General features: G+C 55.8%; 14 protein-coding genes. 9 read left to right on the top strand and 5 right to left on the bottom strand.

Translation table 11 applies throughout. The annotated features are described in order from the left end of the window. Positions 1-30 precede the first annotated feature (30 nt). The 4 genes from EBB79_RS21220 (at position 31) to EBB79_RS21235 (ending at position 4,416) form a co-directional block, all read left to right on the top strand. Positions 31-1,179: a phosphoserine transaminase gene (locus EBB79_RS21220; protein ID WP_127750804.1), complete on the top strand. Its 1,149-nt coding sequence runs from the start codon at positions 31-33 to the stop codon at positions 1,177-1,179. Positions 1,180-1,305: 126 nt separating this feature from the next. Next, positions 1,306-2,901 carry a phosphoglycerate dehydrogenase gene (gene serA, locus EBB79_RS21225; RefSeq protein WP_127750805.1) on the top strand — a complete coding sequence of 532 codons (1,596 nt, stop codon included), beginning with the start codon at positions 1,306-1,308 and terminating at the stop codon, positions 2,899-2,901. 154 nt (positions 2,902-3,055) lie between these two features. Then, on the top strand, positions 3,056-3,649 hold the full coding sequence (locus EBB79_RS21230) for an ATP-dependent Clp protease proteolytic subunit (protein WP_127750806.1): 594 nt from the start codon (positions 3,056-3,058) through the stop codon (positions 3,647-3,649). Positions 3,650-3,684: 35 nt separating this feature from the next. Beyond that, the gene (locus EBB79_RS21235) at positions 3,685-4,416 is read left to right on the top strand and encodes a metallophosphoesterase family protein (RefSeq protein ID WP_127750807.1); all 732 of its coding nucleotides are present in this window, start codon (positions 3,685-3,687) and stop codon (positions 4,414-4,416) included. Positions 4,417-4,605: 189 nt separating this feature from the next. Here the strand turns inward: EBB79_RS21235 and tdh are convergent, their stop codons facing one another. Both tdh and EBB79_RS21245 read right to left on the bottom strand, forming a co-directional pair. Continuing rightward, positions 4,606-5,658, bottom strand: a complete 1,053-nt coding sequence (gene tdh / locus EBB79_RS21240; RefSeq protein WP_238704962.1) for an L-threonine 3-dehydrogenase — start codon at positions 5,656-5,658, stop codon at positions 4,606-4,608. Beyond that, positions 5,655-6,842, bottom strand: coding sequence for a glycine C-acetyltransferase (locus tag EBB79_RS21245; RefSeq protein WP_127750808.1), 1,188 nt, complete (start codon positions 6,840-6,842; stop codon positions 5,655-5,657). Before EBB79_RS21245 ends, tdh begins: the two co-directional genes overlap by 4 nt. 176 nt (positions 6,843-7,018) lie before the next feature. Between EBB79_RS21245 and EBB79_RS21250 the strand changes: the two genes are divergently transcribed. Beyond that, entirely contained in the window at positions 7,019-7,513 is a 495-nt protein-coding gene (locus EBB79_RS21250; RefSeq protein ID WP_127750809.1) for a GAF domain-containing protein, read from the top strand. A gap of 90 nt (positions 7,514-7,603) precedes the next feature. Here EBB79_RS21250 and EBB79_RS21255 read toward each other — a convergent pair whose 3' ends face one another. Further along, positions 7,604-8,170 (bottom strand): helix-turn-helix domain-containing protein, encoded by a 567-nt coding sequence (locus EBB79_RS21255; protein ID WP_127750810.1) that lies wholly within the window; start codon positions 8,168-8,170, stop codon positions 7,604-7,606. A 111-nt stretch (positions 8,171-8,281) separates the two neighbouring features. On the opposite strand from EBB79_RS21255, the gene EBB79_RS21260 reads away from it, so the two are divergent. Beyond that, the gene (locus tag EBB79_RS21260) at positions 8,282-9,457 is read left to right on the top strand and encodes an acetyl-CoA C-acyltransferase family protein (protein WP_127750811.1); all 1,176 of its coding nucleotides are present in this window, start codon (positions 8,282-8,284) and stop codon (positions 9,455-9,457) included. A 95-nt stretch (positions 9,458-9,552) separates the two neighbouring features. On the opposite strand, the gene ubiB is transcribed toward EBB79_RS21260, so the two are convergent. Continuing rightward, positions 9,553-11,082: a 2-polyprenylphenol 6-hydroxylase gene (gene ubiB, locus EBB79_RS21265; RefSeq protein ID WP_127750812.1), complete on the bottom strand. Its 1,530-nt coding sequence runs from the start codon at positions 11,080-11,082 to the stop codon at positions 9,553-9,555. A gap of 3 nt (positions 11,083-11,085) precedes the next feature. Further along, positions 11,086-11,838 carry a bifunctional demethylmenaquinone methyltransferase/2-methoxy-6-polyprenyl-1,4-benzoquinol methylase UbiE gene (gene ubiE, locus EBB79_RS21270; RefSeq protein ID WP_127750813.1) on the bottom strand — a complete coding sequence of 251 codons (753 nt, stop codon included), beginning with the start codon at positions 11,836-11,838 and terminating at the stop codon, positions 11,086-11,088. Positions 11,839-11,923: 85 nt separating this feature from the next. On the opposite strand from ubiE, the gene mutM reads away from it, so the two are divergent. The 3 genes from mutM (at position 11,924) to rpsT (ending at position 14,097) form a co-directional block, all read left to right on the top strand. Next, positions 11,924-12,775: a bifunctional DNA-formamidopyrimidine glycosylase/DNA-(apurinic or apyrimidinic site) lyase gene (mutM, locus tag EBB79_RS21275; protein WP_127750814.1), complete on the top strand. Its 852-nt coding sequence runs from the start codon at positions 11,924-11,926 to the stop codon at positions 12,773-12,775. Between the two features lie 62 nt (positions 12,776-12,837). Continuing rightward, entirely contained in the window at positions 12,838-13,614 is a 777-nt protein-coding gene (locus EBB79_RS21280) for an enoyl-CoA hydratase (RefSeq protein ID WP_127751088.1), read from the top strand. Between the two features lie 219 nt (positions 13,615-13,833). Next, positions 13,834-14,097 (top strand): 30S ribosomal protein S20, encoded by a 264-nt coding sequence (gene rpsT, locus EBB79_RS21285; RefSeq protein ID WP_127750815.1) that lies wholly within the window; start codon positions 13,834-13,836, stop codon positions 14,095-14,097. Positions 14,098-14,646: the final 549 nt, after the last annotated feature.

The following is a 14,646-nucleotide window of genomic DNA, read 5'->3' on the forward strand; positions in this document are numbered from 1 at the left end:
GAAGGGCACTTATCTGTAAGGATAGCATCAATGGCTACTCAGCAACCGGCTACGCGGCCGGCCAACCCGCGTTTTTCTTCGGGCCCCTGTGCCAAACCCCCTACATTCGAATTGTCCAAACTGGCCGACGCCCCCTTGGGTCGCAGCCACCGCGCAGCTGTTGGCAAGGCCAAGCTGAAGGATGCCATCGAAGGCACTCGCGAGATTTTGGGCATCCCCGCTGATTACCGTATCGGTATCGTCCCTGCGTCGGACACCGGTGCCGTTGAAATGGCCCTATGGTCGCTACTTGGCGAACGCAAAGTGGAAATGCTGGCTTGGGAAAGTTTTGGTGCCGGCTGGATCACCGATGTGGTCAAACAGCTGAAAATCGACGCCGAGGCCAAGGTCGCTGACTACGGTCAGATCGTTGATTTGGCATCGGTTGAGTGCACCAATGACGTTGTGTTCACCTGGAACGGCACCACATCGGGTGTGCGGGTTCAAAATGGTGACTGGATCGACGCCAACCGCGACGGCTTGACCATCTGTGATGCGACCTCGGCCGCCTTTGCGATGGATCTGCCCTGGGACAAACTGGATGTGACCACCTTTTCCTGGCAGAAGGTTCTGGGCGGCGAGGCCGCCCATGGTGTGATCGTGCTAAGCCCACGTGCTGTTGAACGCCTGGAAAACTACACCCCGACCTGGCCCCTGCCCAAGATCTTCCGCCTGACCAAAGGTGGCAAGCTGATCGAAGGTATCTTTACCGGTGCCACCATCAACACGCCGTCGATGCTGGCGGTTGAGGACTACCTGTTCGCACTCGACTGGGCCCGTTCGATTGGTGGCCTGGAAGGTCTGATCGCCCGCGCCGACGCCAATGCGCAGGCTGTGTTTGACTTTTGCGCCGCCAACGATTGGATCGCTAATCTGGCCGAGGATGACGCGACACGGTCGAACACCTCAGTCTGTCTGAAATTCACCGATAATCGCATTCAGGACGGCGCGGCCTTTGCCAAGGCCGTGGCCAAACGGCTGGAGTCGGAAAATATCGCGCTGGATATCGGTGCCTATCGTGACGCCCCAGCCGGTTTGCGGATCTGGTGTGGTGGCACGGTCGAAACCTCAGACATTCAGGCGATGTTGCCTTGGCTCGCTTGGGCCTTTGAGGCTGAAATCGCCGCACAAAAATCTTAATTGTCTTGCCCGGCCGATAGGTCGGGCAGCGCCCAACCGCCCCCACGGGCGGGCGCTTTGCACCCTCCCTCGATCGGTCGCTGCCCTTGGCGAATATCCGACCCCCGAATAAAAGGACCAGAAACCATGGCTCCCAAAGTACTCGTCTCCGACAAACTCTCCGAAACTGCCGTTCAGATCTTCCGTGACCGCGGCATCGATGTTGATTTCATGCCTGACCTGGGCAAAGACAAAGACAAGCTGGCTGAAGTGATCGGTCAGTATGACGGTCTGGCGATCCGTTCGGCCACCAAAGTCACCCCCACCATTCTGGAAGCTGCGACCAACCTGAAGGTTGTGGCCCGGGCTGGCATCGGCACCGACAACGTCGACAAAGACGCAGCGTCCAAGAAGGGCGTGATCGTGATGAACACACCCTTCGGCAACATGATCACCACAGCCGAGCACGCCATCGCGATGATGTTCGCCGTGGCGCGCCAGATCCCCGAGGCCAGCACTTCGACCCATGCCGGTAAATGGGAAAAGTCCAAATTCATGGGCACCGAGCTGACAAACAAAACGCTTGGCGTCATTGGTGCCGGCAATATTGGTGGTATCGTTTGCGACCGGGCGCATGGCCTGAAAATGAAGGTTGTCGCCTATGACCCCTATTTGGGTGAGGAAAAAGCCGACCAGATGGGCGTCGAAAAGGTCGAGCTGGACGAACTGCTGTCCCGCGCCGACTTTATCACTCTGCACGTTCCGCTGACTGATCAGACCCGCAATGTTCTGTCGCGAGAGAACCTGGCCAAAACCAAAAAGGGCGTGCGTATCATCAACTGTGCCCGTGGCGGTCTGGTGGACGAAGAAGCACTGGCTGACCTGCTGAAATCCGGTCACGTTGCCGGTGCGGCCTTTGACGTATTCGCAGATGAACCCGCCAAGGAAAACGCGCTGTTCAACCTGCCCAATGTGGTCTGCACGCCGCATCTGGGCGCATCGACCTCTGAAGCGCAGGAAAACGTTGCTCTGCAGGTGGCCGAACAGATGTCGAACTACTTGCTGACCGGTGCCGTTGAAAACGCGCTGAATATGCCGTCGGTGACGGCCGAAGAAGCCAAGATTATGGGGCCTTGGGTCAAACTGGCTGATCACTTGGGTAGTTTTACCGGGCAAATGACTGATGAGCCAATCAAGGCAATTAACATCCTGTATGATGGTGTTGCCTCGGAAATGAACCTGGCGGCGCTGAACTGCTCGGTTGTGGCCGGCATTATGAAACGCGCCAATCCCGACGTGAACATGGTTTCGGCTCCGGTTGTTGCCAAAGAGCGCGGTATCAAAATCTCAACCACCAATCAGGACAAATCCGGATCCTTTGATGGCTACATCAAAGTGACAGTGGTGACTGACAAGCGCGAGCGCTCGGTTGGGGGGACTGTGTTTAGCGACGGCAAACCACGATTTATCCAGATCAAAGGCATCAATATCGATGCCGAAGTCGGCGCACATATGTTGTATACCACCAACGAAGATGTACCGGGAATCATCGGTACACTGGGTCAGACCATGGGTGAAAACGGCGTCAACATAGCCAACTTTACGCTGGGCCGGGCTGAGGCTGGTGGCGAGGCTATTGCACTGTTGTATGTCGACGGTCCGGTCCCTGCCGATGCCCGCGCAAAACTGGCTGAAACGGGTTATTTCACGCAGATCAAACCACTGGCGTTTGACGTCGCCTGATCGTCAGGCCCAACTGCGAAGTCTGATATGGGAATCGCCGTCCAGGCGGTTCCCTTTTTTGTACGCAATTGCCCCTTGCAGATCTTGCGTTCTCCTGTTGCTATGCCTCGCAATCCCAAGATGTATTGCAGTCCGCAAAAGATAGGTGAAAGACATGATTTCTAAGTTATTAGACGACACTCAGAAACAGGACGATACACCAGCTTCGGGTAAGCTTGACGCGCTGTTTTTTCAAAGCCGTAATGTGATTGTCACTGGTGAAATCAACGACAAGCTGGCCCAGCGCACCGTTGCCCATCTGCTTGCCTTGGCCGAGGCAGGCGACGATCCGATCAATATCTTCATTTCCTCACCCGGTGGGCACGTGGAAAGTGGTGACATGGTGCATGATGTTATCCGGTTTATCCGGCCCAAAGTGCGTACTATCGGCACAGGGTGGGTCGCTAGCGCAGGGGCGTTGATTTACGTCGGAGCGCGCAAAGAGAACCGCTATTGCCTGCCAAATACCCGGTTTCTGTTGCATCAACCCTCTGGTGGAATTGGCGGTCAAGCGACCGATATGATGATCCAGGCCGAGCAGATTCGGATCATGCGGCAGCGATTTGACACACTGTTTTCCGAAGCAACCGGTCAGACGGCCACAAAGATTGCAGAGGATACAGCGCGGGATTTCTGGCTCACCGCACAAGAAGCTATTGAGTATGGCCTAGCCGGTAAAATAATCAAAACCGCGGATGAACTGGCCTAACTCTTTAGCCTGATAAAACAGCAACAGGACCACCCATGACCACTCCTATTTACGCCATCGGCGATATTCACGGCCAGCTCGAGATGCTGGAGGCCGCGCTAGAGCGTATTGAAGCGGACGGTGGCCCTGATGCACGCATCGTATTCCTTGGCGATTACACCGACCGCGGCCCGGATAGTCGGGGTGTGGTTGAACTGCTGAGACAGAGTCGGGAACAAGGCCGCAATTGGGTCACCCTGATGGGGAACCATGACCGGATGCTTTCGATGTTCCTAGAGGATTATCCGCGCATGGATATGCAGATGAAGATAGGTTTTCATTGGCTGCATCCGGCCATTGGCGGAATAGAAACGCTTGCGTCCTATGGTGTTGACGTGGTCGACGGTGACCGTACCCGTGATGTTCATGACCGTGCGCGGGCTGCAGTTCCACAAAACCATCTTGATTTTATGGACAGTCTGCCAAGTCACCATGTTGAGGGTGAATTGCTGTTTATTCACGCCGGGATTCGCCCTGGCGTGGCGCTTAAGGATCAAGATATCGAGGACAAGATCTGGATTCGCCGCGAATTTCTGGACCACCCTGATCCGCACCCCTGGCTAGTCGTGCATGGGCACACTCAGGTTCAACAGCCCGAAAACCACGGAAATCGGGTCAATTTGGATTCTGGGGCTGGGTACGGTCGCCCATTGACCGCAGCCGTGTTTGACGGTCGAGATGTTTGTGTTCTCACCGAAACAGGTCGTGTTGCTCTTTTGCCAATATGAGCGAATAACGCACTATATTTCGACGTTCATTTATTTTTTGAGTGTTTCCATGTTATGGAAGGTTAGTGGCTGAAGGGTCATTTTTTAGAAAAGTGATTTGTTATAACCTTTTATAACCCAAAAGGTGGTATTGACCCCTCAGTCATGATTGCACTTGTGGCGCATGTCGAATTGAACGTGCATTCATGTCTAAGTTGTTTTTGACCAATCCAAGACAACTTTTCCGCTTTGCCCGGATTTCATCGCAGCAAACCCTTTTTCGAATTCATCAACTCCAAACCGGTGCGTGATGACATCGCTGACATCCAGTCCATTTTGCAGCATTGCGATCATCTTGTACCAGGTTTCGAAAATCTCACGACCGTAGACGCCCTTGATGGTGATCGCCTTGAACACGATACGGCTCCAGTCCACCGGCGATTTACCCGGAGGGATACCCAGCAACGCGATGTGACCGCCCATCACCAGGGCCTCGATCATCTGGTCCAAGGCAATCTGATTACCGGACATTTCCAGCCCGACGTCAAACCCTTGTGTCATACCCAGTTCTGCGATCACGTCGTTCAGATCCTCAGTGGCGACATTCACCGGCCGCACGTTGGCGACTTTCTCCGCCAGCGCCAGGCGATCGGCGTTCACATCCGTTATCGCTACATGCCGCGCGCCCACATGCCGGGCTACAGCGGCGGCCATTATACCAATGGGGCCTGCGCCAGTGATCAATACATCTTCGCCCACAAGATCAAAGCTGAGCGCGGTGTGAACTGCGTTGCCGAGCGGGTCGAGGATGGCGCCAATGTCATCTGATACCTCGTCGGGCAAAGGTACAACGTTAAACGCGGGCAGGCGCAGATACTGCGCAAAGGCCCCCTGTTCATTGACGCCTATACCACGGGTTTCGGGATCCAGATGAAACTTGCCTGCGCGTGATTGGCGCGAATGGCGGCCGATCAGGTGGCCTTCGCCACTGCACCGTTGACCAATTTTCAGGTCGTTGACATTGCGTCCCAACTCGACAATCTCGCCAGCGAATTCGTGGCCGGTGATTAGCGGTACGGGCACTGTTTTGGCCGCCCATGCGTCCCAGTTCCAGATATGTACATCGGTGCCGCAGATGCCGGTTTTGTTGATCTTGATCAGCACGTCGTCCGGACCAATTTCCGGTACCGGTGCGCGGGTCATCCATAGGCCTTCCTTAGGGTGGGATTTTTCCAACGCTTTCATGGTGTTTGGCTTGCTCATGTGATGATCCCCAAATCTTTGCCCACCTTACCAAAGGCCGTGAGTGCACGCTCCAGCTCGCCGCGTGTCAGCGCCGCATTCATCTGCGTGCGAATCCGGGCCTGTCCGCGTGGCACCACGGGAAAGAAGAACCCCGAGACATAGACGCCTTCGTCAAACAGTCGCGTGGCCATGTCCTGCGCCAATTGCGCCTCGCCCAGCATAACTGGCACAATCGGGTGCTCACCCGGCAGCAGGTCAAACCCGAGTGCGTCCAGCCCAGCGCGCCAGAATTTGGTGTTCTCGATCAGTTGTGCGCGTAGGTCGGCACCCTGTTCGACTAGCCGAATGGCTTCGAGCCCGGCAGCAACAATAGAAGGCGGCAGCGAATTGGAGAACAAATAGGGCCGCGCCCGCTGCCGCAGCAGGTCAATCACTGGCTGCGGCCCAGCGATATAACCGCCGATGGCCCCTCCCAATGCTTTGCCCAAGGTTCCCGTGACGATATCCACATCGATGCCAAAGTGATCCGGTGTTCCAGCACCGTTTGGCCCCATGAAGCCGGTGGCATGGCAGTCATCGACCATCAGAATCGCATCGTATTTGTCTGCCAATGCGCGGATTTCCGGCAGCTTGGCCAGATAGCCATCCATTGAAAACACACCGTCAGTGGCGATCATAATATGCCGCGCCCCGTCCTCGCGCGCTTGTTTGAGCCAGGCTTCAAGGTCGTTCATATCGCTGTTCAGATACCGATAGCGCTTGGCTTTGCACAGCCGGATACCGTCGATGATCGAGGCATGATTCAGACTGTCCGAGATGATTGCATCCTCGGGTCCCAATAACGGTTCAAACAGCCCGCCATTGGCATCGAAACAGGCGGCAAACAGGATCGAGTCATCTTTGCCCAGAAACTTGGCCAGTCGCTGTTCCAGCTCGCGGTGGATATCTTGGGTGCCGCAGATGAACCGGACCGAGGCCATTCCGAATCCCTTGTCATCCATCACCCCGCGGGCGGCGGCGATCAGATCGGGGTGATCTGCCAGCCCCAGATAGTTGTTGGCGCACAGGTTGATAACCTCGCGCCCGCCAACAGTAATCTCGCCGCCCTGCGGCGAGGTGATCATTCGCTCACGCTTGGTCAGCCCCTCAGATTCGATCTGAGCCAGAGTGTTCGAGATGTCAGTCAAAAATGCGGTGGTCATGGGGCGAACTCCTTATCCGTGGAATTGTATCTACCATAACGGATATGATTCCCAAATAGGGGATTTCACTATTGTGGAAAAAAATCCGTGAAGATGGAATGTCGCGCGCGTGATAATAGCACTTGAACAGCGGCTAGGGGGCGGCAAGGGTTGCAGAAATTTTAGGGAGAGATTTTATGACCAGAAACACTGCACTGACCCAGTTTGAACAGGCCCTGTCAGCTGCGGTCACATCGGACCAGGCCTATGACGCGCTCTGTGATTTGACCAAAGCACTGGTTGGCGTCAAATTGTTTACGGTGATGACGGTGGACATGAAAACCGAATTGGCACGACGCGCCTATACTAGTGATCCGGAAAACTACCCGACATCGGGCACCAAGCCGATCACCCGCAACAGTTGGTTTGCCATCGTACATGACCTGCACGAATGCTTTGTCGCCAACACAATTGACGACATTGCAGCAGTTTTCCCTGATTATGAGTTGATCAATTCTCTGGGCTGTCAGTCGGTAGTAAATCTGCCCGTCGTAATCAGTGGCACATTGGCGGCGACGGTGAATATCCTGCACGAAGAGGGGTATTATTCAGAGGAACGCGTGCACTGCGCAAAAGAGCTGTTGGCCCTACCATCCTTGGCAACGCTGTGTGTGGCATTGCGGCTTTCATGAGCCAGGCCCCGCCCTGCGCTGCCTTCAAGTGTCATCAACGTGTTTTAAGATGCGTCGTCGAAGCGACCGCCTAGAGCCCTGCGTTTAGCCTCACGCGTTTTTCACAATCAAAAATACACGCGCGGGGCCACAAAATGCAGTGATCGAATGGTCTACATCTGCTGCATATCGGGCGGTGTCTCCGGCCTTTAGCTGGTTTTTCGCGTTGCCTGAAGTCATAGAAATATCACCTTCTAACACTGTCAGTTGCTCGACCGCGCCGCGGGTGTGGGGGTGGCTGATCAAGGCGCCGCCTTTGTCAAACCGGATGTCATAAACCTCGTGGCCGCCGGCCTCTTCTGGCGGGGACAGGATGCGGATGCGGCAGCCTTGGCCTATGTTCTCGATCTTGGGCACATCGTCGGACCGCAACACGTCGATCCTGTCTTTTGCATCCTTGGCGTCTAGCAGCCCGGCGAAATCCACCTGCAGGGCGCGGGTCAGGTTCCACAGGGTGGCAATGGTGGGCGAGCTTTCACCGCGCTCTATCTGGCTGACCATGGACCGGGACACGCCCGACAGATTGGCCACCGCTTCAAGGCTAAGGCCCTGGGCGCGGCGGGCCTCTTTCAGGCGTGAAGGCAGCAGTGTCAGGATATCGTCTGTGTTTTCCGTCATAACGGAGTCCTGCGCCCCTAGGGCAGTTTTGTCAATGACGGGACGTCCAGGCAGACAGGGCGATGCTGCGGCTGCATAACAACCGCAAAGGAATTCACAAGGAGAGATACAATGACTGATATCGTCATTCTGGACGGAGCGCGGACAGCGATCGGCACTTTTGGTGGGGCATTGGCCAATACGGCACCCATTGATCTGGCAACCACGGTTTCCAAGGCTGCAATGGAGCGCGCAGGTGTGGCCCCTGAGCAAATCGGGACCATTGTGTTTGGCCATGTGATCAATACCGAGCCACGCGATATGTATCTAAGCCGGGTGGCCGCGATGCAGGCGGGGGTGCCAAACGGGACCCCGGCGATGAACGTCAACCGGTTGTGTGGTTCGGGCGCGCAGGCGATTGTCTCGGCCGTGCAGTCACTGATGTTGGGCGATGCAGAGTTTGCCTTGGCGGGTGGGGCAGAGAACATGTCGCGCAGTCCCTTCATCATGCAGCAGCAGCGCTGGGGCGCGAAGATGGGCGATGTGACCTCGCTGGATATGATGCTGGGCGCATTGAACTGTCCGTTTGGCACTGGCCACATGGGAGTGACGGCGGAAAACGTCGCGGATGAGCATGACATCACACGGGCACAGATGGATGAGTTTGCATTGCTCAGCCAATCCCGGGCGGCTGCAGCGATTGAGGCGGGATATTTCCAGAGCCAGATCACCCCGGTGGAGGTCAAGGTCAAGCGGGACAGGGTGGCGTTTGAGGTGGACGAGCACCCGACAGCCAGCACGCTGGAGAAACTGTCCGGGTTGCGGACAGTGTTCAAAAAAGACGGACGGGTTACGGCTGGCAACGCCAGTGGCATCAACGACGGCGCTGCTGCAATGGTGTTGGCGACCGCCAGTGCCGCCGAAGCTGCTGGCTTGAAGCCCAAGGCGCGAATATTGGGATATGCCCATGCTGGTGTCCGGCCTGAGGTGATGGGGATCGGTCCTGTTCCTGCCGTTAAGGCCTTGTTGAAGAAAACGGGCCTGGCAGCAAGTGATTTTGATGTGATTGAAAGCAACGAAGCCTTTGCGGCGCAGGCGCTGGCTGTGAGCAAAGAGCTGGGGTTGGACCCGGCGAAAGTGAACCCCAATGGTGGTGCGATTGCCTTGGGTCACCCGGTGGGCGCGACTGGCGCGATCATCACCCTGAAAACACTGTATGAGTTGGAGCGCACAGGGGGATCAAAAGGATTGATCACCATGTGTATCGGTGGTGGTCAAGGCATCGCATTGGCAATTGAACTGCTTTGAATTGAGAGTGGGGAGGGGGCTGTCTGCCCCCTCTTGGCCTAAGGCCAATTCACCCCCGAGGATATTTATGGCCAGATGAAGCCCGCAGGAATCTTTCAGAGGATCTGACTGAGCACCGCAAAGAGGCCCGCCCCGACAATGGCTCCGGCTAGGGCAGGCGTAAGCCAGGATGTGGTCAAACGCTTGCGGTCATCAGGCGCGGTGGATTGGGCAATCAAGGCGGATTCGACCAGAGCGGGAAGGCGTGGGCCAAAGCGGGCCATGACCTGGGCTGTGGAGAGCAAGTCCTTGATCACCGCCCGCGGGCCGATAGATTTCTTGATGTAGTCTGCCACCACCGGGTAGGCGGTTTCCCAGATATTGATGTGGGGATCCAGCGACCGGGCGACGCCTTCGACGACGACCATGGTGCGCTGCAGCAGGATCAGCTCGGTGCGGGTTTCCATGCCAAAGCGCTCTGTCACTTCGAACAGGTAGTTCAGCAAACGTCCCATCGAAATTTGACTGGCGTCCATGCCAAAGATCGGTTCGCCGACGGCGCGCAGAGCGCGGGCAAATTCGTCGACATCGCGGTTGGCAGGAACATATCCGGCCTCGAAATGGACCTCGGCGACGCGTTTGTAGTCTCGATTGATAAAACCAAACAGGATTTCGGCATAGACCCGACGGGTATATTCGTCGATGTGGCCCATGATGCCGAAGTCATAGGCAATGATGTCACCGTTGGCAGCAACCTTTAGATTGCCCTGGTGCATATCGGCGTGGAAATAGCCGTCGCGCAGCGCATGGCGCAGGAACAGGCTAAGCACCCGATTGCCGAGAACGCGACGGTCGTGACCGGCAGCGTCCAGCGCGTCATTGTCGCCCAAGGCCTCGCCATCTGCCCAATCCAGTGTCATCACGCGGCGCGCAGAATAATTCCATTGGATAGAGGGCAGTTGAAAACCCTCGTCCTGACTGGTGTTGGCGGCAAATTCCGAGGCCGATGCGCTTTCCAGGCGCAGGTCCAATTCGGCTTGCACGACGCCGTCAAAATGCGCGATCACCTCCATTGGTCGCAGGCGGCGCGCACCGGGGGCAAACAGGTCAACGATACGGGCGGCGAAGTAGAAAGCGTCCACATCCTTGTTGAAGGCGCGTTCGATGCCGGGGCGCAGGACCTTGACCGCGACCTCTTTACCGCTGTCCGCCAGGCGGGCGCGGTGCACCTGTGCAATGGAGGCGGCGGCAATAGGCTCGCTGAATTCCGAGAAGATCTGATCAACAGGCAAGCCCAACTCGCGCTCAACTTCGGCCATGGCTTCGGCTTTGGAGAAGGGGGGGAGTTTATCCTGAAGCACCCGCAACTGAAGGGCGAGATCTTCGCCGACCAAGTCAGGGCGGGTTGAGAGCATCTGACCTAGTTTGATATAGGCCGGTCCCAGCGCCGTCAGCGCACGTGTGGCGGGCGGCATGTCCGGGTTTCCCTTGTAGCCCAGCCATTTGAACGGCCAGCCCAGGGTATGTGCCAGAATGCGCAGAGCCTTGGGGGCCTCGAATGCATCGAGAACCAAGCGCATGGCGCCAGTGCGCTCCAGAGTAGCGCCTGTTCGGATCAGGCGGATGATGTTGTGGGGGCCACGCATAGGTTAGAGTTTCCAGCCAGAATGTAGCGTGGCAATGCCCAGGCTAAGATTGCGGTATTTGGCGTTTCCAAAACCGGCTTTGCGGAGCATGCCCAGAAACGTTTCTTGATCAGGGAAATTGCGGATCGATTCGACCAGATACTGGTAGCTGTCGTAGTCGTTGGCGATCAGCTTTCCCATGCGTGGGATCACATTGAAGGAGTAAAGGTCATAGGCCTTTTGCATCGCCGGATTGGGCAATTGGCTGAACTCCAGCACCATAAGACGCCCGCCGGGCTTTAACACCCGGTAGGCCTCGTTCAGGGCCTCTTGTGGGCGGGTGACGTTTCGAATGCCAAAAGAGATGGTGTAGACATCAAAGGTGTTGTTTTTGAACGGCAGCGCCATGGCGTCGCCGGTGACCCAATCCAGACTGTTGGCCATTTGATCCGCCTCGGCGCGGGTTCGGCCGGCTTCGAGCATGGGAGTGGTTATGTCCAGAACGGTCGCATGGCCGTGTCCGGCGCGTTTCAGAAAGCGATACGAGATATCGCCAGTGCCGCCCGCGACATCCAGCAGACGCTGACCAGGACATGGCGCCAGCCAGTCCATCATTGCGTCTTTCCACACCCTGTGGATGCCGACGCTCATCACATCATTCATGATGTCGTATTTTGACGCCACTGAATTAAAGACGCCCTGCACACGGCCCGCTTTTTCGGCCTCGGGGACGGTTTCAAAACCGAAATGGGTGGTGGTCTCAGGGGTGTCTGCCATTGGGATGCCGTTTTTTAGATTTCGCCCCTGTTATAAGCAGCTGACAGGCAGGTACAATGCGGCGGTTTGGTTTGGGAGCAAAGACATGCCGGAATTACCCGAGGTTGAGACGGTGCGTCGTGGGCTAAGCCCCGCGATGAAAGGTGCGGTGATTGCCGACGCACAGGTCAATCGACCGGATCTGCGATGGCCTTTTCCTGAGCGTCTGGCAGAGCGATTGACGGGAACGCGGATTTTGGCGTTACGGCGGCGGTCAAAATACCTGCTGGCGGATCTGGACAGTGGCGAGACGCTGTTGGTCCATCTTGGTATGTCGGGGCGGATGACGGTGTCAGGTGACCCCTTGGGGCAGTTTGTGCATGATCACCCGACGGTGCAGAAACATGACCATGTGGTGTTCGACATGGATAATGGCGCCCGCATCACCTTTAATGATCCGCGCCGGTTTGGAGCGATGGACCTGCTGGAGACAGCAACAGCAGATCAGCACAAGCTGCTGTCGGTGCTGGGGCCGGAACCGCTGGGCAATGATTTTCACGAAGACTACCTTGTTCAGGCTTTTGCGGGGCGCAACACCCCGGTCAAGTCGGCGCTGCTGGATCAGGGAATCATTGCTGGATTAGGTAACATTTACGTATGCGAGGTACTGTTTCGGTCAAAGATATCGCCACGTCACAAAGCAGGACAAGTTTCTGCACAACGTGTCGCAGCTATGGTTCCGGTTGTTCGCCAGGTTCTGTCTGACGCAATTGACGCCGGGGGATCTTCACTAAAGGATTTTCGTCAAGCAGATGGAAACCTTGGGTATTTTCAACATAGCTTTGATGTCTATGGTCGCGAAGGTGAACCCTGTAAACGTGATGGTTGTGGTGGCACAATCGGTCGAATCACCCAGTCTGGACGCTCAACTTTCTATTGTGGCAAGTGCCAAAGATAGCTTGAACGAGATGTTTTGCGTGGTAATAAATCGTTACTAACGGAATAATGAAAGTTCACAGTATGGCCTTTGAGACGATCATCGTCGAAGTGCAGGATCACGTTTCCCTTATTAAGCTGAACCGACCTGACGCGTTGAACGCGCTCAATACCGAATTGTTGCAGGAATTGTGCACCGCCGTGGAAGAGGCGGAAGCCAATGATAAGGTGCGCTGCATTGTGCTCACCGGATCCGAAAAGGCCTTTGCTGCGGGTGCTGACATCAAAGAGATGTCAGAGATGAGTTTCGTGGATGTGTTCACGGGCAATCTGTTTGCCGACGTCAACGATCGGATCGCCGCAATTCGCAAGCCGATCATTGCTGCGGTCAGCGGTTATGCTTTGGGCGGCGGCTGCGAAATCGCGATGATGTGCGATTTTATCATTGCAGCCGATACCGCGAAGTTCGGTCAGCCTGAAATTAACTTGGGCGTGATTGCCGGTATGGGGGGCAGCCAGCGTCTGACCCGCTTTGTTGGTAAGTCGAAATCCATGGATATGAACCTGACGGGTCGTTTCATGGGCGCGGAAGAAGCCGAGCGCGCAGGATTGGTGTCGCGGGTCGTTCCCGCCAAGAAGCTGATCGAAGAAGCCATGGGCGCCGCGCAAAAAATCGCAGAGAAGTCATTGCTGACAGCAGCCGCTGCCAAAGAGGCGGTGAACCGCAGTTATGAAGTGACCTTGAGCGAAGGCATGTTGTTTGAACGACGCGTGTTCCACTCGATGTTTGCAACGGAAGATCAAAAAGAGGGTATGGCCGCCTTTTTGGAAAAACGCGAAGCCCAGTTTCGCGACAAGTAAGCGTGGATCTTATGAATAGCAAAAGCAGGTCCAGCGGGCCTGCTTTTTTGTTTCGGGTGGGGTGCTAAGACTTATCTTGCAAATGCTGCAGATTTTGCGTAGGTCAGCCCGGATATATGCGCGTGCAGCCCGCTTAGGCTAGAATCACACCGGTGGATTGATCCGGGTTGGCTGGCATTGCGCGTCAGAGATACAAACCCGAGAGTAAGGTCCAATACCATGGCAAATACACCACAAGCAAAAAAACGCGCTCGTCAGAACGAGAAGCGTTTTGCTGTAAACAAAGCCCGTCGTTCGCGCATCCGCACATTCCTGCGTACTGTAGAAGAAGCCATCGAATCTGGTGACAAAGAAGCGGCAACTGCTGCTCTGCGCGCTGCTCAGCCTGAGCTGATGCGCGGTGTCACCAAAGGCGTTTACCACAAAAACACCGCGTCGCGTAAAGTTTCGCGTTTGTCAGCTCGCGTTAAATCGCTGGGTTGATTCCCTAAATCCTGGCCCTTGGGCCAAGTGTTACTATACGTCAAAGGCGCTGCATTTTGCAGCGCCTTTGCTTTTTGGGTCACGCTCTTTGACCTGCTCAATGGGCAAGAGAGATTCTTTGTCCCCAATCGCCGAGTCAACATCAGAGTTTCATTGATGGGCAGTGCGCTATGTTGCTACCAATAGTACAGCGATTCATTCGCTGGGGGGACTAGGCTGCTCGCGACTTTCCTGATGGGCATCGGGAAATGATTCGTGACTTATAATTCGGACGCGCAATGGGTTTTATTGCGCCGATTGATTGCAACTGCCTCGGGTGTTCCCGGGTAGCAGCCCTGTCGCATTGTGTGTGCGTAATGTTGACGAAATCCATGTGTAAACATGGGTATTTTTGCTTTGCGAGTGTCGAAGAAGCTATCCCGGAGGGAGAGGTGTAGGTCAGGCTGGGACTGGTTTGCACTCGGTATAGTTGTGTTTTGGCGTTTGCAGAAAGTTAAGACGAGTGTTGGGCTGGTAATGCCATTAATATTGGGACGTATGAGGCGCGGA

Origin of the sequence: Parasedimentitalea marina (assembly GCF_004006175.1) — a bacterium.
Classification (GTDB): Bacteria; Pseudomonadota; Alphaproteobacteria; order Rhodobacterales; family Rhodobacteraceae; genus Parasedimentitalea; species Parasedimentitalea marina.